The 23818-nt window shown below is 59.2% G+C and carries 28 protein-coding genes, 1 pseudogene and 1 riboswitch; of the genes and pseudogenes, 19 read left to right on the forward strand and 10 right to left on the reverse strand.

Going from position 1 to position 23818, the window contains the following annotated elements; genetic code table 11:
• Positions 1 to 190: 190 nt before the first annotated feature.
• Positions 191 to 1549 carry an ArnT family glycosyltransferase gene (locus tag NH234_RS17025; RefSeq protein ID WP_367253475.1) on the reverse strand — a complete coding sequence of 453 codons (1359 nt, stop codon included), beginning with the start codon at positions 1547 to 1549 and terminating at the stop codon, positions 191 to 193.
• 285 nt (positions 1550 to 1834) lie between these two features.
• A complete protein-coding gene (locus NH234_RS17030; protein ID WP_085731812.1) occupies positions 1835 to 2356 on the reverse strand; it encodes an AidA/PixA family protein in 522 nt (173 codons plus the stop codon).
• Between the two features lie 381 nt (positions 2357 to 2737).
• Here NH234_RS17030 and NH234_RS17035 point away from each other — a divergent pair, with 381 nt between their 5' ends.
• Positions 2738 to 3118 (forward strand): c-type cytochrome, encoded by a 381-nt coding sequence (locus tag NH234_RS17035; protein WP_367253476.1) that lies wholly within the window; start codon positions 2738 to 2740, stop codon positions 3116 to 3118.
• 18 nt (positions 3119 to 3136) lie between these two features.
• Here the strand turns inward: NH234_RS17035 and NH234_RS17040 are convergent, their stop codons facing one another.
• Positions 3137 to 3640: a hypothetical protein gene (locus NH234_RS17040; RefSeq protein WP_367253477.1), complete on the reverse strand. Its 504-nt coding sequence runs from the start codon at positions 3638 to 3640 to the stop codon at positions 3137 to 3139.
• 144 nt (positions 3641 to 3784) lie between these two features.
• On the reverse strand, positions 3785 to 4441 hold the full coding sequence (locus tag NH234_RS17045) for an O-methyltransferase (RefSeq protein ID WP_367253478.1): 657 nt from the start codon (positions 4439 to 4441) through the stop codon (positions 3785 to 3787).
• A 112-nt stretch (positions 4442 to 4553) separates the two neighbouring features.
• On the opposite strand from NH234_RS17045, the gene NH234_RS17050 reads away from it, so the two are divergent.
• Positions 4554 to 5186, forward strand: a complete 633-nt coding sequence (locus NH234_RS17050; RefSeq protein WP_367253479.1) for a TetR family transcriptional regulator — start codon at positions 4554 to 4556, stop codon at positions 5184 to 5186.
• Here the strand turns inward: NH234_RS17050 and mug are convergent.
• Both mug and NH234_RS17060 read right to left on the reverse strand, forming a co-directional pair.
• Entirely contained in the window at positions 5159 to 5668 is a 510-nt protein-coding gene (gene mug / locus NH234_RS17055) for a G/U mismatch-specific DNA glycosylase (protein ID WP_367253480.1), read from the reverse strand. The two genes, NH234_RS17050 and mug, sit on opposite strands and share 28 nt — an antisense overlap.
• 7 nt (positions 5669 to 5675) lie before the next feature.
• On the reverse strand, positions 5676 to 6299 hold the full coding sequence (locus NH234_RS17060) for a TetR/AcrR family transcriptional regulator (RefSeq protein ID WP_367253482.1): 624 nt from the start codon (positions 6297 to 6299) through the stop codon (positions 5676 to 5678).
• Between the two features lie 250 nt (positions 6300 to 6549).
• On the opposite strand from NH234_RS17060, the gene NH234_RS17065 reads away from it, so the two are divergent.
• The 5 genes from NH234_RS17065 (at position 6550) to NH234_RS17085 (ending at position 12554) form a co-directional block, all read left to right on the forward strand.
• Positions 6550 to 7674: an HlyD family secretion protein gene (locus NH234_RS17065; RefSeq protein WP_367253484.1), complete on the forward strand. Its 1125-nt coding sequence runs from the start codon at positions 6550 to 6552 to the stop codon at positions 7672 to 7674.
• Positions 7674 to 9140: a DHA2 family efflux MFS transporter permease subunit gene (locus NH234_RS17070; protein WP_367253486.1), complete on the forward strand. Its 1467-nt coding sequence runs from the start codon at positions 7674 to 7676 to the stop codon at positions 9138 to 9140. Before NH234_RS17065 ends, NH234_RS17070 begins: the two co-directional genes overlap by 1 nt.
• 19 nt (positions 9141 to 9159) lie before the next feature.
• Positions 9160 to 10578, forward strand: coding sequence for an efflux transporter outer membrane subunit (locus tag NH234_RS17075; RefSeq protein ID WP_367253488.1), 1419 nt, complete (start codon positions 9160 to 9162; stop codon positions 10576 to 10578).
• Between the two features lie 19 nt (positions 10579 to 10597).
• Entirely contained in the window at positions 10598 to 11548 is a 951-nt protein-coding gene (locus tag NH234_RS17080) for an aldo/keto reductase (protein WP_367253489.1), read from the forward strand.
• A gap of 70 nt (positions 11549 to 11618) precedes the next feature.
• Positions 11619 to 12554, forward strand: coding sequence for a LysR family transcriptional regulator (locus NH234_RS17085; protein WP_367253490.1), 936 nt, complete (start codon positions 11619 to 11621; stop codon positions 12552 to 12554).
• Positions 12555 to 12599: 45 nt separating this feature from the next.
• On the opposite strand, the gene NH234_RS17090 is transcribed toward NH234_RS17085, so the two are convergent.
• Positions 12600 to 12860, reverse strand: a complete 261-nt coding sequence (locus NH234_RS17090; protein WP_367253491.1) for a DUF2790 domain-containing protein — start codon at positions 12858 to 12860, stop codon at positions 12600 to 12602.
• 126 nt (positions 12861 to 12986) lie between these two features.
• Between NH234_RS17090 and NH234_RS17095 the strand changes: the two genes are divergently transcribed.
• The gene (locus NH234_RS17095; protein WP_367257276.1) at positions 12987 to 13145 is read left to right on the forward strand and encodes a hypothetical protein; all 159 of its coding nucleotides are present in this window, start codon (positions 12987 to 12989) and stop codon (positions 13143 to 13145) included.
• Between the two features lie 48 nt (positions 13146 to 13193).
• Here the strand turns inward: NH234_RS17095 and NH234_RS17100 are convergent.
• A pseudogene (locus NH234_RS17100) lies at positions 13194 to 13421 on the reverse strand (pirin family protein); the annotation flags it as partial.
• 84 nt (positions 13422 to 13505) lie between these two features.
• Entirely contained in the window at positions 13506 to 13943 is a 438-nt protein-coding gene (locus NH234_RS17105) for a DoxX family protein (protein WP_114882599.1), read from the reverse strand.
• Positions 13944 to 14112: 169 nt separating this feature from the next.
• Between NH234_RS17105 and NH234_RS17110 the strand changes: the two genes are divergently transcribed.
• The 11 genes from NH234_RS17110 to NH234_RS17160 all read left to right on the forward strand — a co-directional run bounded on the left by NH234_RS17110 (position 14113) and on the right by NH234_RS17160 (position 23213).
• Entirely contained in the window at positions 14113 to 15021 is a 909-nt protein-coding gene (locus NH234_RS17110) for a LysR family transcriptional regulator (RefSeq protein WP_367253493.1), read from the forward strand.
• Positions 15022 to 15055: 34 nt separating this feature from the next.
• Positions 15056 to 15262, forward strand: a riboswitch (cobalamin riboswitch).
• 91 nt (positions 15263 to 15353) lie between these two features.
• Complete coding sequence (locus tag NH234_RS17115; RefSeq protein ID WP_367253495.1) at positions 15354 to 17291, forward strand: TonB-dependent receptor plug domain-containing protein; 1938 nt, start codon at positions 15354 to 15356, stop codon at positions 17289 to 17291.
• Positions 17291 to 17650 carry a ferredoxin gene (locus tag NH234_RS17120; protein WP_367253497.1) on the forward strand — a complete coding sequence of 120 codons (360 nt, stop codon included), beginning with the start codon at positions 17291 to 17293 and terminating at the stop codon, positions 17648 to 17650. The genes NH234_RS17115 and NH234_RS17120 overlap by 1 nt, the downstream gene beginning before the upstream one ends.
• Positions 17647 to 18558 (forward strand): ABC transporter substrate-binding protein, encoded by a 912-nt coding sequence (locus tag NH234_RS17125; RefSeq protein ID WP_367253498.1) that lies wholly within the window; start codon positions 17647 to 17649, stop codon positions 18556 to 18558. Before NH234_RS17120 ends, NH234_RS17125 begins: the two co-directional genes overlap by 4 nt.
• Positions 18559 to 18677: 119 nt before the next feature.
• Positions 18678 to 19715, forward strand: a complete 1038-nt coding sequence (locus NH234_RS17130; RefSeq protein WP_367253500.1) for an alpha/beta hydrolase family protein — start codon at positions 18678 to 18680, stop codon at positions 19713 to 19715.
• Positions 19716 to 19780: 65 nt separating this feature from the next.
• On the forward strand, positions 19781 to 20104 hold the full coding sequence (locus NH234_RS17135) for a gamma-glutamylcyclotransferase (protein WP_367253502.1): 324 nt from the start codon (positions 19781 to 19783) through the stop codon (positions 20102 to 20104).
• Positions 20079 to 20759: a phytanoyl-CoA dioxygenase family protein gene (locus NH234_RS17140; RefSeq protein ID WP_367257199.1), complete on the forward strand. Its 681-nt coding sequence runs from the start codon at positions 20079 to 20081 to the stop codon at positions 20757 to 20759. The genes NH234_RS17135 and NH234_RS17140 overlap by 26 nt, the downstream gene beginning before the upstream one ends.
• A gap of 79 nt (positions 20760 to 20838) precedes the next feature.
• Positions 20839 to 21762 carry a helix-turn-helix domain-containing GNAT family N-acetyltransferase gene (locus tag NH234_RS17145; protein ID WP_085731826.1) on the forward strand — a complete coding sequence of 308 codons (924 nt, stop codon included), beginning with the start codon at positions 20839 to 20841 and terminating at the stop codon, positions 21760 to 21762.
• A gap of 36 nt (positions 21763 to 21798) precedes the next feature.
• Positions 21799 to 22068, forward strand: a complete 270-nt coding sequence (locus NH234_RS17150; RefSeq protein WP_256576013.1) for a barstar family protein — start codon at positions 21799 to 21801, stop codon at positions 22066 to 22068.
• Between the two features lie 13 nt (positions 22069 to 22081).
• A complete protein-coding gene (locus NH234_RS17155; protein WP_085731828.1) occupies positions 22082 to 22549 on the forward strand; it encodes a metallophosphoesterase family protein in 468 nt (155 codons plus the stop codon).
• Between the two features lie 43 nt (positions 22550 to 22592).
• Positions 22593 to 23213, forward strand: a complete 621-nt coding sequence (locus NH234_RS17160; RefSeq protein ID WP_367253504.1) for a LysE family translocator — start codon at positions 22593 to 22595, stop codon at positions 23211 to 23213.
• A 117-nt stretch (positions 23214 to 23330) separates the two neighbouring features.
• Here the strand turns inward: NH234_RS17160 and NH234_RS17165 are convergent, their stop codons facing one another.
• The gene (locus NH234_RS17165) at positions 23331 to 23792 is read right to left on the reverse strand and encodes a hypothetical protein (protein ID WP_367253506.1); all 462 of its coding nucleotides are present in this window, start codon (positions 23790 to 23792) and stop codon (positions 23331 to 23333) included.
• Between the last annotated feature and the right edge of the window lie 26 nt (positions 23793 to 23818).

Genomic DNA, 23818 nt, shown 5'->3' on the forward strand with positions numbered 1-23818 from the left:
TTGATGGGGGCGTTCAGGCTGACTGCGTAGAGTTGATCCACTGAACGGCTTTCAACAAGCGAGAGCCTGAATTCTTGTACAAGAGCACTAAAATGTACAATTTTATTGCAAGAGATTGGCTGGCCACACCATGAAATCAGCCCAGGCGTGGCGCCGTGTAGAGGCGGCCGATGGCTGCTTCTACAGCCATTTACCAAAACCAATACGGCAAAAACTTCGGCGTAGGCTCGATCATCAGTTCCAGGTGATAAGTGATCGGATTGAAGAAAAACATATCCAGAATCAAAAACGCCCCTACCCCAAACGACAACGTCATGAACTCGCGATAAGGATGTTCAGCAAAGTACTCGCGTTTGGCGTGATAGAAGCTCAACAGCGCAATCAATCCCAACCCTGCGCCCAGGTAGTTGGGCTGTAACGGGACTTCGGCGAAGTTGTTGTAGACCAGCACCGACACCAGCATCCCCAACCCAAGCATGGGCAACTTCAGGCAGAACTTCAGCAGGCCGTTTTTGGCGCGCACGAACGCGGCTTCCTGGCTGACAAAGATATACGCGGCCAGCAGTGAAATGGCCGGGGTGATTGCCAGGATGTAGCGTGCTTTTTTGGAACTCGGGATGGTGAACAGCACCAGCAGCACCAACAGCCACCCGGTCAGATAGAGCAACAGGTCGATGTCTTTGTCACGGGTCGGGCGGAAGAACAATTTGTACTTCTGCAGGATCACGTTGATGGCGTAAAACACCGTGAAGCCATAGGTAAACAGGCCTGCGGAGAAGTAGAAGTAATAGCGCGGCGCGTGGTCGGAGCCGAAGCGGCCGATGCCCTGCATGTTAAGCATGTCTTCGAGGAACGTTTGCCCCCCTTGCAGGTACGCCGCCCAGGCCAGCAGCACAACTCCGGCGGCCAGGATCAGGCCCGACAGAAATGAAAACAGCAGTAGCATGCGCCATTGGCGGCTCAGCAAGTAATAAGCCCCGATGACGCAAGCGGGCCCTATCAAACCGATCGGCCCACGAAACGCAAAGCCCAGCGCCAGCCCGACGAACAGAAAAGCCAGGCGTCGCGGGTCTTTTTTCAGTTCGGCGGAATAGGCCACGTAGAAGCACATCACCGTAAACAGCGCCGGGTAGATATCCAGTGCCAGCGAGTTCACGCCGTCGAGAAAGGCCCAGGTCAACAGGCTGAAAAGCACGCCGTACGCGCCCCACCTCTTGCTGTGCAGCGCCCCCAGCCGATAAATGAACACCAGCATCAGGGACGCGGCCACGCAGGACGGAAATCCCATGGAAAGTATCGACACCCGGCCGAAAGGCAAGGAAACCAGATAGACCAACAAGGTATTGAGGACGGTGTAGTCGGGATAAGGCTTGAGGTCGTCTGCAATGGGAAACAGCGTGACGCCGTGCTGCAACATGTACTCGGCAAAGTCGACAAAGCGTGTTGTGTAGTTGAGGACAGCAGGTTTGTACTGCAACACCATGAACACGGTCAGTGTCGTGAAGAAAATGCTCAGGCATGGATTTCTTGTAATCAATCCCTTCAACATGCCGGCCCGCCAAGTGCGCTCTACAACAAGCGGGGCATCATATCGATCCATCGTTAACCCTTTAGTGAAGTTGTTCTTTTGGCCACCATCCTGAAAGCCCGGATACACCGGAATTAATGTTCTGCTTTCCGGGAAGTTGAATTTGAGCCTAGCCCACAGCGGGGACTATTCAAGCATGACGCGCCCCAACACTCCCTGAACAAGATGGATGAAAGTCAACAAAAAAGCCCGGCCATAGACTCTCGTCATCCACGAGAGTCTATGGCCGGGCTGTGTACTTTTCAGTTACTGGTTATTCACGGTGATGTAGGGATCCCAGGTGTGGTCTGTGCCAATCTGGTTAAGGTCACGGTCGTACAGGGCGAAGTTGATGGTGTACCAGAGTTTGCCTGGATTCAGAGCAGTGGCTTGCCACAGGGAGTACGTCACATCGGTTTTGGAAATACCGCCGGGAGCCCCCTTGTTCAGATAGATCACCACACCGGGCACGTTGAAAGAGATAGGTGGAGAGATGGTGCCTCTGTAATCGCCGCCCTGGTGTGGGTCGCCGGGCTGGACGTTCTTGATTTGTGCGATGCGATCGAAGTTGCGCGACAGCGTGGTGGCACGCCAGCGGATGTTGTCGCCGGTTTTGACATCGATCCACAGCTCGTTGCCGCCTTCGCCGGTGTTGCCGCTGGCATGTGGATCGACGGCATCGCGCGTCACCAGCATGGAAATCGCACCGCCAACGTCGTTGGGATGGGCAATCAGGTAGTCGGCATCGATGTTGACGAGCACGTCGTAAGTATTGGTCGCACTGGACATTTTGCTGCTCCTTGATGGAATGGCATGAACGACCGCGCCCGCAAAGGCTGTCCGGCTCATCCGGTCCCTGGATGCGGTCTGCGAAGAACGATAGGAGATGGTTGGATGGTGTCAACGTGCGATCAGTTGACGCGGAAAAAATGCAGCGAAATACGCCGCTGCCAAAGCGTTGATCCAGGACTGTCCAAGTCGATCCCCTCATCGACTACGAGGCATTTTCTGACACGTTGAACCGCCGAAAACATATAGACGTTGCCGGTATTCACCGAATGGCATGTACCTGAAACCCCGCCATCGCCCAATGACGACAACAACAAGGAATATGGATAGTATTGCGGCGTTTTTTCCCAGCATTCAAAACGGACGAAAGCTGATTCCACAATGAAAACATCGCTCATTGTCTTGATGACTGTCGCGCTATCAATTCAAACCACACACGTCTTCGCCGATAACACCAACGGCAAGAACCTCTACGTTCAAAGATGCGCCGTGTGCCACGGACCCGATATCAAGGGAACAGGCCCACTGGCCCATAAAAGCAATCCACCGACACCTGATCTGACAACACCTGCCTTCAAGAAACGGCTCAATGACTATCCGGGCGTGATCGTCTCTTCGATCATCCTTCGCCCGAACGGAGACCTGATTCCAAAAACCTTGCGCGAGAATGGTGTGAAGATCCCGCCGCATGCCTGGAGCGTCAGCGATTTTCGCGATTTGAATCAGTACATGAACGATGTCATTTCAAAAAAGCAGCACTAAGCTGGACAACTATACCCTTCAGCGTTCGTCGGCCTTTTTGTCGGCGCCCTTTATGTTTTCAATCAGGTCAACGACATAGTCTTGATTGAAGCCCGCCACGAATGACCAGAACAGCAACTTGGCGTAGGCCGCGTACCCTTCCGCATGTTGGCAAAAAATATCGTTGAAGATTTGCTTCAAACATTTCGGATCGTCGTCCGGAACGATCACCGGAAACAGATCACCCCTGATAACGCCGGAAAGGAACAAGAGATACAAGAGCCCCGCCAAAATGCCGCCTATGAATGAAGGCAGTATCAAAGCGAACCAGGATTTGGAGAGGTTTTCGATTTCCGGATCGGTCAGTATCGACAGTCGTCTGTGAAACCCTACGTAGCCCCCGATATTCCCGGCGATACATACAATAAAGGGCACTTTGTAATCGGGCAGACTGTAAGTGACGGCAATTGCCAGCAACAACAGGGCTATGAAAATCCAGAATATCCGCTTCCAGATGATGTTTAGGTCGTCCTGACGATTCATGATCAGCTCCCTGATCCTGGCCATGTGTTGATCTTCATGACGATAGACGAATCCTGTCGCCCGCATGGAAGATCAAACCGAAAATGCCTCGAAAGTCCGCTTCTAAAGCAACACGCACCCTCGCGGCATATCGGATGCCGCCGCTCAGCCCAACCGCATCGACACTTCAATGTCATCGGCAAACGGCACGCTGAGATAGCCATTCTCTGGCAAGCGCACATGGGCCAGGTATTCCGGGCAGTAGTCGGTGTTGTCGGCGATCACCAGCGCGCCAGGTCGCAGGTGCTTTTCAACCAGCTTCAACACGTCGCCATACAACGCCTTGGCGCCATCGAGCAGCAACAGATCGACCGTGTCCGGCAGGCCGCTCGCCAAGGTCACCAGCGCGTCCCCTTCGCGAATTTCAATCAAATCACTGACGCCACCCTCAATAAAGTGATGCCGCGCCAGTTCGACTTTCGACGGTTCGAATTCGCTGCCGATCAGCACACCTCCGCCGTTGTCCCGCAGGGCCGCTGCCAGGTGCAGGGTCGACAGGCCGAACGACGTGCCGAACTCGACAATGGCTTTCGTCTTGCTGCTGCGCGCCAGCATGTACAGCAGTTTTCCGGTGTCGCGGGAGACGGGCAGCCACAGGTCTTTGAGCATGCCGTACAGCTCGCGGTACTCGGTTTTGCTGTGCATCAGGCGCTCGCGTTCTTCGTTGGATACGGAATTCAAAACCGGGCTGGTGGCGGCGCTGGCCTGGGTGTAGAGGCGTTCGATCAGGGTTACCAGAGGTTCGGTGGTCAATGTGGTCATGGTGGTTTTCCGTCAGTCGAGGGCTAAAATGCGAATGATTCGTCGCGTTTAAATGATGCGAGCGAATGGCCCGATTCGCTATTCGCATTCCCTCTTCACGCCTGAGCCGACCATGACCGACCGCCAGACCGCCCGTATTTCCTCACGCAAACAACCGCAACAGGCCCGCTCCGCCGAGTTGGTTTCGGCGATTCTTGAGGCGGCTATTCAGGTTTTGGCCAAGGAAGGCGCTGCCCGATTCACCACAGCGCGAGTTGCGGAGAAGGCTGGCGTGAGTGTTGGCTCGCTATATCAGTACTTCCCGAACAAGGCGGCGATTCTGTTTCGATTGCAGAGTGATGAGTGGCTGCAGACCACGGAGATGCTGCAGCGGATTCTGCAAAATCGGGATGCGCCGCCACTGGACCGTCTCCGCACGCTGGTGCATGCGTTCATTCGTTCGGAGTGTGAGGAGGCGCAGATGCGCGGCGCACTGAGCGATGCAGCGCCGCTTTATCGCGATGCGCCCGAGGCTCATGAAGTGCGGGCGGCGGGCAAACGAACCTTTGAGGCGTTCATGGTTGAGTTGCTGCCCGAGGCGAGTGAATCCACTCGCACACTGGCCTGCGATCTGATCCTGGCCACACTCAGTTCGGTGGGGAAGGATTTTTCACTCAGCCCGCGTACTGACGAGGAAATCACCGCGCGTGCGGACGCGATGGCGGACATGTTTCACGCTTACGTGGTTTCGCTCGATGCCAGGTAAAGCTGTCGGTACGCCGTCACCAGTTGCTCCTGGTTGAACGCCAGATTGCGGCCGCTGGGGTTGGGCAGGATCCACACCGCAGTGCCGCCGAACGTGGTGTCTTGCAGCCCCCATTCAACCGACTTATTACCGGACAACCCGGCATAGGCAGCCTTGCCGAGAAACGCCACGAAGCGCGGCGAATACCGGGCGATCTTGCGTTCGAAATTCGCAGCCGCAGCGGTGAATTCGTCCGCCGATAACTGATCCGCCCGGGCCGTCGCCCGCTCGACCACAGCGGTCAGCCCGCAATGAAATTCCAGAATCGAGCGATCGTTTTCCGGGCTCACCTCATGCGGTGTGAACCCGGCCAGATGCAACGTGCGCCAGAACCGATTGCTTCGCCCCGCGAAGTGATGCCCCTGCTCCGCCGCCAGAAGGCCGGGGTTAATGCCGCAGAACACCACAGCAAGGCCTTCGGTCAGGACGTCTTCCAATCCCATAAAAACCTCAGCCACAGATGACGCTGACGGCGTTGCGTGCCTGAGCGGTCAGTTCCTCGCGGGATTTACCGGCCCGGGCGCGGATCGAGATGCTGTGCAGCAGCGATGACGCGAGCATGGCCAGTGCAGCGAGATCGGTATCGGGTTTCAGTTCGCCGGTATCAAGTGCCTTCTGCAAGCGGGCTTCCAGATCCGCATCGAGCTGGCTGAGTCGTAGGGACAGCACCTTGCGGATTTCAGGGTCTTCGACGGCTTCAGTAGTCGCCGTGCCGATCGCGAAACAACCACGGGGCTGGCCATCACCGGAAAAGTAGATTGCCAATTGCCCTTCGTAAAAACCGGTCAGCGCCTGCTCCAGAGTCAGGTTGCTGTCGTTCAAAGCAGCCTGCATCGCGGCGTGGGCGGTTTCCCAATATTGGTCGAGTGCCTTGATGTAGAGCGCATGTTTGTCGCCGAACGCGGCGTACAGGCTGGGGCGATTCATGCCGGCGGCGGTGGCGATGCTGTCCAGTGAAGCAGCCGAATAACCGGTATTCCAGAACACGCCAAGCGCCTGTTGCAGCGCGGTTTGCGGGTCGTAGGCACGCGGGCGGCCACGGCCTTTTCCTTCTGTCGGTTTATTTTGTGCCATGTCGTATAAATTCCTTGCAGGAAAGATTGGTCGCTCATATTCTTACACCATCGCACAAAATTAAGGAACCAGAAATTCCTTGATCGGCAGGTTTGTTGTAACAGCGCTCGTACCGGGGCTGGCGACGACGAAACAGCGGCAGCGGAGCCACCCTCCCACACCGCGCACGGACTTGATGACGCACAGCTTTTAACGACGCCCGGGCCGCTGACGAATTCGCACAGGGACCCAGCCCTTTGGAGTACCGATCATGACTCAGCCATTCGATCTCGCCGCCGCACAAATCAGTGCCCACCCGGCTGACGCACCAGCGAAAAAACCGCTCAAGCAGAAGCTGCGACCGCTGCTGATGGGCGGCATCCCCGCCCTCTTCGCCGCGATTGGCTACGGCCAATACGTCGCCAACGAGCCCTTCGTTTCCACCGATAACGCCTATGCCCGCGTCGCCAAAGCGTCGATCAACGCACGCATTTCCGGGCAAGTGGTGGAGATCGCCGTCGACGACAACCAACCGGTGCAAAAAGGCCAGGTGCTGTTTCGCATCGACCCCAAGCCGTTGCAGATCGCCGTCGACCGCGCCGAAGCTCAGCTTGGCAGTGCTCGCCTGCGCATCGACGGCCTCAAGGCCAGCTATCGCCAGCAACAGGCTGAATTGCAATCGGCCAAGGCTTCGGCGGATTTCGACCAGAAAGAGTTCGCCCGCAAGAAAACCCTGGTCGCCACCGAGTTCGTTTCGCGGGCCGTTTACGAACGCGCCGAAACCGACTTGAAAGTTTCGCGCCAGCACATCGCATCCATCGAGCAACAGATCGCCAGCACCGTCGTCGCGTTGAACGGCAACCCGGACATCGCCATCGACAGCCACCCGACCGTACGCGAAGCCAAGGCCCAGCTCGACGAAGCGCAGCTGTATCTGTCCTATGCGACCGTCACCGCGCCAGACGATGGCATCGTTGCCAAGGTCGATGATTTGCAGGTCGGCAACTACGTCAACAACGGCGCACCGGCGTTCGCTTTGATTTCCGATCGGGAAATCTGGGTGGAAGCCAACTTCCGCGAAACGCAACTGACGCACATGCGCCCCGGCCAGCCGGCGACCATCACCCTCGATACCTACCCGGATCGTCAGTTCAAGGCGCACGTCATCAGCATGAGCCCCGGCGCCGGTGCCGACTTCGCCCTGCTGCCGCCGGAAAACGCCACCGGCAACTGGGTGAAGGTGGTGCAGCGGGTGCCGGTTCGCCTGGAGCTGGACGAGGCCGATCCTGCCCTGCCGCTGTTTTCCGGCACCAGCGCCACGGTCAAGGTCGATACAGGGCACCGCACGCCGTGGTGGCATCCGCTCAAGTCGCTGTTGTCCGCCGGTAACTCGTGATGAACACCTCAACAGCAGACGCCCGGGCGCTGAGGTTTGTCGCCCTGCTCGCCACCTACATGCAGTCGGCCAACCTGCCGTTGCCGAACGCCGCACTGCGCCTGATTCAGGGCAGCCTGTCGATGAGTGACGATCAGGCTGGATGGATTTTTACGTCCTATCTGGCAGCGAGCGCGATCACCCTGCCGGTCGCGCAATGGCTGGCCGGGCGCTTCGGTTTGAAGCGGGTTTACCAGATTGCACTTGCTGCATTCGCCCTCGGCTTGTGGCTCGGCACACTGGCCGACACGCCGCTGGAATTCATCGGCGCCCGCATCCTGCAAGGTCTGGCCAGCGGTGTGATCGCGCCGTTGTCCATGGCCATTGCGCTGGAAACGTTACCCGCTGAGCGCCGCCCCGCGTTCGGCCCGAAATGGACGGCGCTGGTGCTGTTCGGCATCGTCAGCGGCCCAAGCATTGGCGGTCTGATCTGCGAGTATTTCGACTGGCGCCCGATGTTCTACCTCAGCCTGCCGCTGACGGCGTACATCTTCATGGTGGTGACGTTGCTGCTGGCCGAGAAGAAAGCAAACCCTCGTCCGACGTTCGATTTCTTCGGTTTCGGCAGCTTCACCGTCAGCATGATCGGCCTGCAGATGCTGCTTGATCGGGGCGAACGGCTGGATTGGTTCGACTCGCCGGAAATATGGATCGAAGCACTGGCCTGCGCCCTCGGCACGTACTTGTTCATCGTCCATGCACTCACCCGCAAGGCGCATTTTCTCAGCAAAGGATTGTTCGGCGACCGCAACTTCATGTTGTCGACAGCGATGTTTTTCGCCCTCGGTTTCGTGTTGCTGTCGACCATGGCGCTGACCTCGCCGATGCTCGACGAAATACTCGGCTACCCGCCGGACACCACGGGGCTTCTGACCGTCCCGCGTGGTATCGGACTGGTGGGCGCGTTCCTGCTGATGGGGCGTGCGCCAACATGGATTGATTCCCGGCTGTTCGTCGCCACTGGCATCGCGCTGGTGGTCTACGCCAATTGGCTGATGCTCGGTTACTCACCGCTGATGGACTGGACGCCCGTGGCCGTCACCGGGTTCATCCAGGGCGTCGGCCTCGGCATCTTGATGCCGGCGCTCAGCAAAACAGCGTTCAGCACCCTCGACCCGAAACTGCGCCCGGAAGCCACCGGTTTCTTCAACCTGATGCGGGTCTACGGCAGCACCCTCGGCGTGGCCGTGGTGCAGATCTTTTTCTTCAACAACACCCAGGCGATGCACTCGGCGTTGGCCAGCCACCTGACGCCCTATCGTGGCTCGATGCCGACCTCGTTGCCGGCGCTTGAAGGGTTCAACCATCTGGTCACCCATCAAGCGGCGTTCATCGCGGTGATGGGTCAATTCAAGATTCTGATGCTGGCGATGCTCGTGGTGAGCCCGCTGGTGATGTTCCTGCGCAAGCCCGTTGCGGCCAACTGATTAACGTGGAGTCTGAACCATGAAAGCTTCTATGCGCTTCACCCCGCTGGCGATGATGGTGATGTTGTCCGCCTGCACCGTCGGCCCTGATTTCCAACGGCCTGACGCGAGTCAATCACAGCATTACGATCAAGCCGCCGAACAGCATTTCGACATGGGCAAACGCGTCAACGGCGACTGGTGGTCGGCGTTCCGCTCGCCAAAACTCGATCAGGTTGTGCGCCGCGCCATCGACGGTAACCTCGAACTGGTGGCCGCCGACGCGACCATTCGCCAGGCGGCATCTTCGGTTGCAGCGGCGGAAGGTGCGCTGTATCCGCAGGTGGATTTCGGCGCCTCGGCTGGTCGTCAACGCACTCACAACGGGCCGGAACCAACCGCTTCGAACTTCTATGCCATCGGCCCACGAGTCGCTTTCGATCTGGACGCATTCGGCGGCAACAAGCGTCGGGTCGAAGAGCAGCAGGCGCTGACCGATCTGCAAAAGCATCGCTACGAGGCCGCCTACCTGACCTTGACCGGCGACGTCGCCAGTCAGGCGTTGTTGCTCGCTTCTGCCAATGCGCAGATTCAGGCCGTGCAAACGTTGTTGGTCAATGACACGAAAAACCTCGACCTGGTGCGCAGGGCGCAGGCAAGCGGCACGACCACGCGGATCGATGTGTCGCTGGCCGAAACTCGCCTCGCTCAGGATCGCACGCTGCTGCCGCCCCTCGCCCAGCAGCGCGATGCGGCGCGACACGCGTTGTCGATTCTGGCCGGCAAAGGCCCGGCGGACTGGATTGCGCCGGACTTTACCCTCGATGAATTCGCCTTGCCGTCGAACATCCCGGTCAGCCTGCCGTCGGAAATGGCCCGCACCCGGCCGGACATCCTGCAAGCCGAATCCGAACTGCACATCGCCAGCGCGGCGGTGGGTGTGGCGACCGCCAACCTCTATCCCCGCATCGAGTTGTCCGCCTCTTTGGCGCAAGCCGCGTCGGGCAATGGCGGTGCTGCACTTTGGGGATTCGCCGCCGGGCTGACTGCGCCAATCTTCAATGGCGGCACGCTCAAGGCTGAACGCGAAGGCGCGGTCGAGGGCTACAACGCGTCACTCGCTCGCTATCGACAGACGGTGATTCAGTCCTTCGGCCAGGTCGCGGACACCTTGCAGGCGCTCAATCACGGCGCCGAACAAAACCTCGCCCAGGACGACGCCTTGCACGCCGCCGACACCAGCCTGCGCTTGAACCAACAGGCTTACGCCCAAGGCGAAAACAGCCTGCTGCAAGTGCTCGAGGCCGAGCGCGCCTACCAACAAGCGCTGCTCGGGCAGATTCAGGTGAAGACCGCGCGTTATCTCGACTCGGTGCGCCTGTTCGTGGCGCTGGGCGGCAACTCGGTGGGTGTCTTCGATCAGAAAGTCGCTATGCGCGAAACCTCAAAATCTCTTTAACGCCAAGCCGGAGAACGACATGACTTACGAAGCCTTTCACGATGAACTTCGCGACACCCGATTGCCGCTGAACAACGGCGCCGGCTCGATGCCGGCGGTGGGATTCGGCACGCTGTTTCGTGATTTGAGCACCACCACCGAAGCGGTCAAATGTGCGCTGGAAACCGGTTTTCGCCATTTCGACTGCGCCGAGCGTTATCGCAACGAAGCGCAGATTGGCGTGGCGTTCCAACAGACCTTCGCCGCCGGCCAGATCCGCCGGGAAGACGTGTTCGTCACCACCAAACTGTGGAACACCAACCACCGTCCCGAACGCGTAAAACCGGCGTTTGAAGCCAGTTGCCAGCGGCTGCAAGTCGACTATATCGACTGCTACTTGATCCACACGCCATTCGCCTTTCTGCCTGGCGACGATCAAGACCCTCGGGATGCTTTTGGACATGTGATCTACGATGGCGAAACCCGCCTGATCGACACCTGGCGCGCCCTCGAAAGTCTGGTGGATGAAGGACGTTGCAAGTCCATCGGACTCTCGGACATCACCCTCGACGCGCTGAAGGAAATCGTCGCCGTTGCGCGAATCAAACCGGCAGTGGTACAGATCGAATCCCACCCGTACCTACCCGAATGGGAGATGCTGGAATTCTGCAAGTCGCACGGCATTATCCTGCTTGCGTTCGCACCGCTGGGGCATGGCATGGAGCCGAATGTGCTCGAGGATTCGGTGCTTACCGGGATTGCTCGGCACGTACAGAAAACCCCGGCGCAAGTGGCACTGGCCTGGGCGGTGCAACGTGGTGCGGCGTTTTTGACGACCTCGGCGAACCCGGGTCGGATTCAGGAAAACTTCGACATCGCGACCCTGCCGCATCGGGCAATGCACGAAATCAAGGAAGAGATCACGACGCGGATTCGCTTCAACTCGGTGGTCGAGACTGGCGTGCCCGGTTTCATCCCCCGCAAGAAATGACGCATAGAAAGGGGCGGCCTCCAGCGAGGTCGCCCCTATACTCTTCCCACCCGATTGCCGAGAGACACCGATGGACGTTTTCCAGACCATGCGCTTCTTCATCGCAGTCGCCCAAAGCGGCAGCTTCACCGCCGCTGCCGAATTGCTGGACACCAACACCACCAACGTCTCCAAAGCCGTTTCCGCCCTCGAAGCACGCCTGCACACACGCCTGATCAACCGCACCACCCGCCGCCTGGCCCTGACCGAGGCCGGTGTGCGCTACCTGGAACGCTGCGAAAAAATCCTCGATGACCTGCGCGAAGCAGACGAAGAAGCCGGTACCGCCCAGACCCTGCCCGTCGGCCGCTTGAAGATTCACACCATGTCGGCCATCGGCAACCACTATGTGATCGACGCGATTGCCCGCTATCGCGAGATTCATCCGACAGTGATGTTCGACCTGAGCCTGACCAACCGCGTGCCGGACCTGCTCGAAGAAGGCTTCGACATGTCCATCGTGCTGGCCCGCGACCTGCCCGATTCCGGCTTCGTCGCCCAACGCCTGGGCATCACCTACAGCATCCTCTGCGCCTCACCTGGATACGTGGCAAAACGCGGTCTGCCCAAGTCGCCCGGCGAACTCTGCGAACACGAGTGCCTGCGGATCGTCAACACGGTGATGCCGGTGGAGAACTGGACCTTCGAAGGCCCCCAAGGCATGGAAACCATCACCATTCCCCTGTCGCCGTTTCATATCAACACCGCCGATGGCATGACCATCGCGATCAAAAAAGGCATGGGGATAGGCATTCAACCGATTGCATCAGCCGTGGATGGCTTGAGGGCGGGAACTCTGGTGCGGGTGTTGCCGGAATACCGGCTGGAGGAGTTGAACCTGTTCGCGATCTATCCGTCGCGCAAGTTCGTCGATGCGAAGATCAAGACGTGGGTTGAGTTTTTGAAGCAGTCGATCCCGGAACTGCTGGCATCGGATGAAGAAGTCGTTGGAGCAAAACAGGCGTGAGTACGGCAGATATGGAGTGTCGACCCTCCATCGTCTGCACCGGGCTCAACCGTTGGAACAACCACTGCCCATCACTTGATACTGCAGAACGTGTTGTTCACCGTAGGAATCTTCGTAGGTCATCTGAACCGGCGACGGTGCACATTCATTGGCAGGTTCGGAGATCGAGATGACGTGCGCGATGTCCAATTTGGTCGCATAACTGTAGGTCTCGACCGGGGTGTTATTGGCCTCGGCAGTGTCCGCATAGGCGTGCGCGCCAAAGCTGCCAAGCATTAAAACCAGTGCGATTTTCTTGAAGTTCATGATGTTCACCGTCTCGTTGAGGACCGTGTTCGTTCACGGGTTGGAGACAATGCTAAGGGTTGAGGCGGTGCTGAAAAATCGGCAGGTTGGACAAACACTGTTGCTGGAATTTGTATGAATACGTGATTGCTCGTCAGCCTGCTCGCCGCACCCAGCGGGGTCTGGCTGGGTTGGCGGCTGCATCCAAGTCTGGATCAGCGCCGAATGTACCGTGCCAGCTACGGCTTGCTGGTGGTCACGGCGCTGAAACTGCTGTGGGATGGCTTCGCGGGTTTTCTGGCCTGAACAGGGACCGGGCTTACTTGAACACCGGCAGCGCCCCATCCGCCTGCTTGAGATACTCGCGCAACCGCCCGCCGGGTGCATCGGCATGTTGTGAATGAACGAGGCTTCGCCTTCAAAGAGGTCGAGGAACACGAAGGGTTTGATCAACTGGCCCAGATCCGAAGAGCTCATCCGTCGCACGATCGAGCCGTGCCCGCTGCCGCTGGTGCGGTAGCGAAGGGCGCGGTGAGTGACGGGTTCGCGAGTGTAGCCGGGGAGGTGTTGCTGAACGGTCACGATGATTACTCGATGCTGTTACAGAGGGCGGCCAACAAACGGCAAAGCGCCGCGAGGGAACCTGTCCCTCGCGGCGCCCGGCTTTCAGCGGCGACGGGCGTCGAGGCTGAAGCGACCGGCACCGAAGGCCACGACTTGCAACAGGCCGCCGGCCATGGCGATGTTCTTGAAGAAGTGGATGAACTGGTTCTGGTCAGCCAGCGCATTGTGGAAGGCCAGTGCGGTGACCACGCTGAACGCGGCCAGCACAGCGGCGACGGTGCGAGTGCGGTAGCCGGCGATCAGCGCCAGGCCACCACCGATTTCGACGATGATTGCCAAAGCCAGCGCCACTTGCGGCAGCGGCAGCCCGACCGAGCCGATGTAGCCGATCATCATGGCCGGCGCGGCGAGTTTGGAAAAACCGGAGAGGATGAAAATCACGCTGAGCAAGACACGGCCGATCAAGGCAGCCGAGGCTTGTTTGGTGTCGGAAGCGTTCTGTACAGCAGTTGCTTGAGCGATGTTTGCAGAAGTAGCCATGGGAGTATTTCCTTCAATGGGGTCCGGTTCGACTTGAACCGTCCGGATGAAGAAATGTTGCGCCTCGACAGCTCATCTGAATAGACGACTAATTTAGATCGTTACGTTCGATAAAATAGGCAAGCTGTTCACCCAATATAGGCCTCCATGGCGACTCAAGGACACCGACATGATCTCCGACCCAGGCACACCGACACTCGATCAACTGCGGGTCTTTCTTACCGTCGTCGAAGTCGGCAGTTTTGCCGCCGCGGCGCGCAAGCTCCACCGGGCGACCTCGGTCATCAGCTACTCGATTGCCAATCTCGAAATGCAACTGGGCGTCACCCTCTTCGATCGTGAAACCACCCGCAAACCGCAACTCACCGACGCCGGCCGCACTGTGCTGGCCGAAGCCCGGACCATCGCCAACGGCGTGCATGGCTTGCGCGCCAAGGTCAAAGGCCTGCTGCAGGGGCTGGAAGCCGAAGTGCATGTCGTACTCGACGTAATGTTGCCCGCCGAGCGCGTGGTGGATGCGCTGAAATCCTTTCGCGAGGAATTCCCCACTGTTGCCCTGCATCTGCACATTGAAGCGCTCGGCGCCGTGACTGAGTTGGTAATCAATCGCGGCGCGGTGGTTGGCGTCAGCGGCCCGATGAATGACGGCATCAACGGCATCGAAAAAATCGGCATCGGCAGCGTCGAGCTGATTCCGGTGGCGGCGCCGAATCACCCGTTGGCGACCGCTGAAGGCAATGTTCCGGGTGCCGGGCGCGAGCACACGCAACTGGTGCTGTCGGATCGCTCGCAACTGACCAAAGACAAGGAATTCGCTGTGCTGAGCAACCGCACCTGGCGCCTGGCGGACCTGGGTGCCAAGCACATGCTGCTGCGCGAGGGCATCGGCTGGGGCAACATGCCCCGGCCGATGATCCAGGAAGATCTGGATACCGGCCGACTGGTGCAACTGGATCTGCCGGAATACACCAGCGGGCAATACACCTTCGACGCGATCTACCGCACCGATGTGCCACCGGGGCCGGCGGCGCGGTGGTTGATCGAGCGTTTCGTTCAGCAGAATACGCGCGAGGCTTGATCCGGCAAGTTGACGAGCGCCCATCCGGATGTTCAGATGCCGCCCTGTTTCAGGTGTCCCATGCCGCCGTGCATGGGGTGAAACGGGAAACCGGTACGTTCTTTTCGAACAAGTCCGGTGCTGCCCCCGCAACGGTAGGCGCGTGATGCTTTCGATACACCACTGTGGCCAGACGGCCATGGGAAGGTGAAAGCGTCCATACGCGCGAGCCCGGAGACCGGCCTGAAATTCTGTTTGGCAAACTCCTGCGGTGGGCGGGCATGGGCCGGTGTCGGCGTGTGCGCGATGCCTTCTCCTGCATGCTCTTCTGCGAAGATCCTTTCGAGAAGACAATGATTCGACCTTTCAACACTCCGGCTCCATCCCTGTTGTTCGGCTGCCTGTTCAGCCCCCTGCTGCTGGCGGATGATGCACCGCTCGAACTCACCCAGCAAATCGTTTCCGCGCCGTCGGTGGAGTCCACCACGGTGGCGGACATGGCGCAGTTCGGCAGCAAGGTCGAGGTCGTCACCCGTGAGCAGATCGAACGCGCCGGCCCCAGCGCCGATGTCACCCGCGTCATGCAGATGTTCATTCCCGGCCTGTACGTCGCGCCGAAAAACGGCCCGTTCGACTACGGCACCTATTCGCTGCTGGGTGGGCGCAACGATGACACGCTGATCCTGCTCGACGGCGTGCGCCTGAACAATCGCCTGTACGGCGGCCTGTATCTGGACACCCTGCCGGCCAACGCCATCGAACGCATCGAAGTGCTCAAGGGTGGGCAAAGTCTGTTGTTCGGCACCCAGGCCGTGTCCGGCGTGATCAACATCGTCACTCGTAGCCCGCAAAGTCGCAAAGCCTCCGGCGAAGTGAACATGGGCGTGGATACATTCGGCGGCACCACCGAGGATGCGCGGGTCGAGAACATCTTCACCAACGGTTTCGGCGACCTGGGCTTGCTGGCCTACGTCAGCCATAACGTCTCGGACGGCTATCAGCCGTTTCGCAATCGCGACATCAAGAACGACAGCGAAAAGAAGCGCGCCTACGAAGTCACCACCTTCGGCGGCAAGGCGATTCAGTCCTTTGGCGATGACGCGCGCCTGGAACTGTTCTACCAGTACGCTGACGCCAACCTCGACTTCGCCCGCCCGGTGGACAACCACAAGACCACCAACGACCGTATCCAGCAGATCGCCACGGCGACCTTTGAACAGAACGTCAACGAACGCCTGAGCTACTTCGTCAAAGGCCATATCAACGACTGGGATACCCGCTACACGCGCATCAACAACACGTCCGATGGCGGTGTAAAAACCATCAACCACAACGACTATTGGGGCTTCACCGACTGGGGTGTGCAGGCCGAAGGCAAGGCCGAATTGCCCGGCGGCCATGTGCTGGTGTTCGGCACGGACAACCAATGGTTCAAGGGCCAGGACGATGTGCTGATCATCGACAATGACAAGGCTGAAGCCCACGCGCTCTATACTCAAATGCGCCCGCAGATCGACGCCCTGCCCGACTGGCATCCGAGCATCGGTATTCGTCACGAAGCCATGAGCGGCGGCGACAGCGCAACGATCGGCATGCTCACTTCGTTGTATGACCTCAATGAACACTGGGCACTGCGCGGCCAGTACGGCACCGCCTACAAACTGCCGAACGCCGAGCAACTGTTCGTCAACGAACCGGGCGACGAGTTGGGCAACCGCAACCTGAAACCAGAGAAAAGTCGCAACGCCGAACTCGGCCTCGACTACAAAGGCTTGCTGCTCGATCGCGAGTTCAGCGCCAGCGTCACCCTGTTCAAACGCAAGATCGATGACCTGATTACTCTCGACGACATTCAGTGGGTCAATGGCCAGGGGCGGATACAGATGCGTGGTTTCGAGGCGGACGCAAAACTGGCGCTCAACGCGCAATGGAGCCTGCAAGCGGACATGACCCGCAACCTCACCGAGTCGCGTGCCGGCGTCACACTCAACGATGTTCCGAGCTTCTTCGCTCGTTCCCGCATCGGTTACGAGTCGGTTGACCGGATGTGGGGCGCCGGCAGTGCGATCCGCTATATCCGCGATGTGATCAGCTCGAAGCAGGTCGAGTACGGCCATTACTCCGTGGTGGATGCCGACGCTTATCGCTATCTCGACGGTGCCCATCAGCATCGCCTGAGCCTGCTGGTGGAAAACCTGTTCGACCGCGACTACGTCACCAGCCGTTCGAGCAACGTCGACAACCTCGGACGGCCGTTCACCTCCGAAGTGCGCTACACGTACCGTTTCTGATGGCTGAAATCAAAACCATCGACGGCGTCGACACGCACCCGGACTGGTCGCATGTTCCCGCCCATGCCCGCCACGTATTCCTCTGCACCGGCCCGCGCTGCACCCAGCGCGGCGCCTTGCAGCTATGGAAAACCCTGCGTCGGCACTTGCTGGCCCATGACCGCATCGAGACCCCCGGCGGCGTTTTGCTGACCCGCACGCACTGTCAATTCCCGTGCAACCTGGGGCCGGTCATGACGGTGTATCCGGAGACCTGCTGGTATGGCGTGCGCAGCCACGCGGATGCGCAACGGCTGGTCGAAGTGCACCTGGTGGGCGGCGAGGTGGTCGAGGATCTGTTGATCAAGGAGCGCTCATGAGAAGGCTGTGTTTTCTGGCGGGTGCCCTGCTCTGCACTTCGCCGGTTCTGGCAGATGATTATCGCAATTGTGGCGAGACCTGGCACCTGCCGGTGTCGCCACCGTCGCGGATTGTTGCGCTCAACCAGCATGCGGCCGATCTTGTGTTGGCGTTGGGCGCCGGCCCGGCGCTGGCCGGCGTCGCCTATCTGGATGACACCGGTACGCCGCAATCCGAGTACTTCGGCGTGCCGGTGATTTCGCCCCGCTATCCATCGAGCGAAGTGCTGTACGCGCAGAAACCGGATCTCGTGGTCGGCGGCTTCGCCACGGCGTTTGGCAACGGCGTCACGTCACGCAGCGGACTGGAGCGCAACGGCGTGGCTTCGTATTTGCTGGAGTCGGCCTGCAACGGACACTCGCTGGATTACTTCGAACTCATCCACAACGACCTCTCGACCCTCGGTGCCTTGCTGCACAAGCAGCAGCGCGCTCGGGAACTGAGCGATGCAATGGATGCCGATCTGGAAAAGGCCAAGGCTTTAACCCACCTGGACAGGCCGCTGTCAGTGTTCTACCTAGACAGCGAGGTCAACGGACTCGACAGCGAAGGCCGGCGTGGTTTTGTTACCAATCTGCTGGCCGCCGCCGGGGCACGAAACCTGTTCGCCGACATCAACCAATACCGGGTGACCGTCAGCCGCGAAACCCTGCTTGCCACGGACCCCGACGTGATCCTGCTGGCCGATGCCCAATGGTCACCGGCCAGCCGCAAACGTCAGTTGCTGATGCAGGATCCAGTGCTGTCGACCCTGCGGGCCGTGCGTGAGGGGCGGATGATCGATATTCCGTTTACGCATCTGTTGCCGACCGTCAGCAGCGGTCGGGTGGCGCTGGAGTTGGCAGAGCGGCTCAGGGCCTTGCCTTGAACATCAACACGAGATTTATCCGGAACGGCAATAAATGACGAGACGGTTATCCCGTAAGACTGGTAGAACGGCTGGGCAAACGTCCCGTTTGCTCACTTTGATCAAGGAAGAGAAAAACAATGAAAAAAGCTTTCGGCCTCTTGCTTCTGATCTGCCTTTCGACCAGCGCAAACGCTGACGAAAACCCCATCGGTTTCCGGACCTCCACACTGCCGGATGCACACAACGACCGTCCGCTGGAGATGGTCGTCTGGTATCCCGCCAGGACCACCGCCACCCCGCAGTTGATTGCAGACGATATTGTGTTTGTCGGGACGTCCGCCGTGCGCGATGCACCACCGACTGCCGGAGAGCATCCGTTACTGGTGCTTTCACACGGTTACCGAGGGAACTGGAGCAACCAGGCGTGGCTGGCCACAGCCTTGGCCCGTCAGGGTTACATCGTGGCGGCGGTCAACCATCCCGGCACCACGACACATGACCGCAGTCCTCAAGCGGCTGCCCAGTTGTGGCAACGACCTGCCGACATCAGCCGCGTCATTGATGCAGTGACCACTCGGCCCGAGCAACTGGGTGCCGTTTCGATGCGTCGAATTGCGGTAGCCGGCCATTCGCTTGGCGGCTGGACTGCCCTCGAACTCGCCGGCTCACGTTTCGACCCCGAGCGCTTTGCGAAGGACTGCGCAGCCCATCAAAAGCTGGCCAGTTGCTCGGTCTACAAGACGATCAACGTCGCCAATACGCCAGAATCAAAAGGCCGGATGAGCGCGGACTTGAGCGACAAACGCGTCGGCGCGATCGTTTCACTGGACCTGGGCCTGTCACGCGGGATGACCGATGCAAGCCTCGCTGAACTGCCGGTTCCGACGCTGGTGATTGGCGCTGGCGTGCCGTCCGAGGACCTGCCAGCCCAACTGGAGTCGGCCGATCTCGCCAAGCGGCTGCCTCCGGCATCGTCGCAGTATGTCGAGATCAGCGACGCCAGCCATTTCAGCTTCATGGCATCGTGCAAGGCCGGCGCAGTGGCGTTGCTTGAAGAAGACTCGCCGGGTGACGGCATCATTTGCGGGGATGGCGGCGGTCGTTCGCGTGAGATGATCCAGCAGCAGGTTGTGGCATTGATCGACGGGTTTCTGAACCGGTCACTCCCGAACTGATGACGGTGTTGCCTGTGGTTTCGTGATACATCAGGATCCCTCCTTTTTGATCGTCAGGAGCAATCGTGGAACGTCTCTTCATTTATGGAACCCTGGGCCCCGGCAGACCGAATGAACATGTGATGCTGAACATCGGCGGCACCTGGCAGGCCGCTTCGTTGAAGGGGCGTCTGTCGCACGCCGGCTGGGGTGCGGCGATGGGCTTTCCCGGTCTGGTGATTGCGGAAGATGGTGATGTCATTGAAGGCTTTGTATTCTCCTCCGAAAACTTCCAGCAGCACTGGGCGGCGCTCGATGAGTTTGAAGGGGCCGAGTATCAGCGGGTTTTGACCAAGGTGACTCTGGATGACGGGACGACAACGGATGCCTGGGTCTACTCCCTGCGCTAGGCAACTTCACCAAAACGGCTACGCCCTGCTCCACCAGGCAATCCCGGCTGCATGGCTGACCGAACTTCGGCATACGTTCGACACCGGCGTAAAGCCCTCAAGCGAATGGCCCGTGCCCCGTGGTATCGACTGGCGCCATTCGCTGCTGGACACTGATCCGACCGTCCAGGCTGTTTGCCGGTTGCCACAATTGCTGGCAGTGGTGGGCGAGTTGATCGGCGAGCACTTCTTCATCTCCCAGGTTGAAGGCCGCGAACCGCTCGCCAATGGCGGCCACCAGCAACTGCACCGGGACCTGTCGGCACAACGCCCCGGCGACACCGTCATCGCGCTGGTCTACCTCGACGATTATGGCCCGGAGAACGGCGCAACCCGCATCGTCCCCGGCAGCCATCGCCCTGCACTCGGCGAGCCCCCGTTCGACTTCTCTGATGAATCCCGATCCGTGCAACTGACGGGCAACGCCGGCGATATCCTGATATTCGATGCCGATCTCATTCACGCCGGCAGCCTGAACCCCGCAGGCGCCCGTCGTCGCACCCTGCTGATCACTTATTTTTCGGAAACGCTCTATGCATCACACCTGGAAACGGTGGGTCTCAGAAACATTCGAATGGACACCAGCGAAAGGTTCGATCCGGCGTGTTTGCCCTGAAAGAATCTGAGCAATTCATTTGACTTGATTGCCTTGGGCAACTATATAGTTGCTCAAGGCAACCATTAGAGCACATGTCATGTCCGCGAACCCACTGATCGAACGCGCCGACATCGTCCGGCAATTCAACCGCTTCTACACCCATCAGATCGGCGTTCTGCAGGAGCACCTGCTGCAAAGCGACTACTCGTTGACCGAGCTGCGCATCCTCTACGAACTGGCCTCCGGCGGCGATCTGACCAGCGCCGATCTGCGCCAGATGCTGAGCCTGGACGCCGGTTACATGAGCCGGATCATCAGCGGCTTCGACAAAAAAGGCCTGATCCAGAAAGTCCCCTCAGCCACCGACGCCCGCGCCAGCCAGCTGCACATCACCGACCTCGGCCGCGAAATCCTCGCCCCGCTGGAACAGGCCTCGCGGCAGGAAGTCATCACCCTGCTCGAACGCATGGCCGAGCCGCAGCAACTGCAATTGATCGAGTCCATGAAGCAGATCCAGACCCTGCTCGAGGGCGGCAAGCAACCCGCCTACCTGTTGCGCGATCCTCAGCCGGGCGACATGGGGCTGGTGGTGCAGCAGCAAACGGTGATCTACACCCGCGAATACGGCTGGAACTGGGAGTTCGAAGCGCTGGTCGCCGAGATCGTCGCCAAGTACCTGCGCGAGTTCGACCCTGCCAGCGAACGCTGCTGGATTGCGGAAAAGGACGGCAAGGTTGTCGGATCAGTATTTGTCATCCGGCACGACGCAACCACGGCAAAACTGCGCATGCTGTTTGTGGATGCCAGCGCACGGGGGTTGGGGATCGGCAATCGGCTGGTCGAGGAATGCCTGAGGTTTGCCCGGGATGTCGGGTACAAAAAGATGATTCTGTGGACGACCAGCAATCTGGTGGACGCGCGCAAGTTGTATCAGCGGGCGGGGTTTGAGTTGGTGGAGGAAGAGCCGATATTCAGCTTCGGGAAGGAGCTGGTGAGTCAGACGTGGGCGATTGGGTTGTGAGGTCTTTTAGCCCCAAGCAAAGGAAAAATGCTGCAGATGAATATTGATCTGGCGGAAGTATCGAGCGCTGAAGAGCTTCATTCAATCCTCAGAGATGCCCTCGGTTTCCCCGTCTGGTATGGCTGTAACTGGGATGCTTTCTGGGACGCGATCACGGGCCTCGTTCAAATGCCCGCTTACCTGAGATTTTCAGGGTGGGAGTCTTTTTCCACCCGACTACCAAGGGATGCGAAGCTACTGCAGGAATGCCTCGCGAATTTGAAAATCGAGTTTCCAGAACTTGCCCCCGATTTGGAATTTAGCTGAACGGAACCTCCGTATGAAAATCGGCCTCATCTCCGACACCCACAACCTCCTTCGCCCCGAAGCCCTCGCCGCGCTGCAAGGCTGCGATCAGATCATCCATGCCGGCGACATAGGTTGCGCGGACATCCTCGCGCAACTGACGGAAATCGCCCCCGTCCATGCAGTGCGCGGCAACAACGATCTGAACAGCCTGTGGGCCCAAGACCTTCCCGACCTCTTGAGCGTAAACCTCAACGGCTGGTCAACCCTCCTCGTCCACGACATCGTCGACGTCCCCACTGACCTGGACCCCGGCGTAAAACTCATCATCACCGGCCACTCCCACAAACCGCTTATTGAATGGCGTGGTGAGCGTCTCTACGTCAACCCGGGCAGCGCCGGCCCCCGTCGTTTCAAACTGCCGGTCACGCTGGCGATCCTTGAGATACAACCTGACGCCATCGAACCCCGCCTCATCTCCCTGCTGGATCCCCCAGCCTGAAACCGCTACCGTTCCCCCATCCAGAACAGGGAACCCACGCGCCATGTCCATCGCCGACAACCTCCTCGCTTTCACCTTCGCTGCCACGCTGTTGACCCTGACACCCGGCCTCGACACCGCGCTGGTCCTGCGCACCGCGACCGTCGAAGGCAAGCAACAGGCCTTGCGCGCGGCGTTGGGTATCAACGCCGGTTGTCTGTTGTGGGGCGCGGCGGTGGCGTTCGGGCTCGGGGCGTTGATTGCGGTGTCGGAGCTGGCCTACAACCTGTTGAAGTATTGCGGCGCGGCGTATCTGGCATGGCTCGGGTTGAACATGCTGCTGCGCCCTCGCCGCTCGCTGGCGCCCGCCGAAGCCAATGGCAAGCCGGGGGGCAACTGGTTCTTGAAGGGCATGCTGGGCAATGTGCTCAATCCCAAGGTGGGGATTTTCTACGTGTCGTTCCTGCCCCAGTTCATTCCGCAAGGGCAGCCACTGGTGCCGTGGACGTTCGCACTGGTGAGCATTCATGTGGTGCTCGGGCTGATCTGGTCGCTGGTGTTGATCGGCGCGACGCAACCGCTGTCGGGATTTCTGCGCCGCGAGAAGGTGATTCGCTGGATGGATCGCACCACCGGGATGATTTTCGTGTTGTTTGCGGCGCGACTGGCCTTCAGCAAGCGCTGAGTCGCCCGAAATTACGGAGTCAAAAAACAAGAGGGGGATTTTGAATAAGTATTCAAAATCCCCCTCTTCGTTCAATCGCTGAAAGCACGTTACTTCACAGCCATTGCTTTAACCTTGTCAGTGCACACGCTTACCAACGACTTCACCGGTAGCTGCGTCTTCCAACCATACTTCCAATCGGTTGAGGCCGACATATCGCGTACGAGCGATGATCTTTTGACCGGGCTTGCCTTCAAACTCCAGATCGGCAAACAAGAAGTGCAACGGCAGATTGTATTCCAGTTGAATCGTGTACTTACCCGGGATCAGCACTGCACGCTGGGGGGAATCATTCTTGTAGTAGTAAGTGGAAAACGGAATGTTCCCCACTTTCTTGTCGTTGATTCTAATGATGTTCAGGTTTGGCTCGCCGTCCCCCCAGGAGCGCTGGGGCCTTCCTGCATAGGTATCGGTTTCGATGACGGTGTAACGGGATTCGTCACTCGGCTCACCAGACTTAACGTTCGAATACGCAGGCATTTCTGCACACCCCTGCAGGCACAGCAGCAGGATGAGCGTCGGTATCGCAATCTTGATCATGGGTAAATCTGCATTGATTGAATATA

Source organism: Pseudomonas sp. stari2, from assembly GCF_040760005.1.
Lineage (GTDB): Bacteria > Pseudomonadota > Gammaproteobacteria > Pseudomonadales > Pseudomonadaceae > Aquipseudomonas.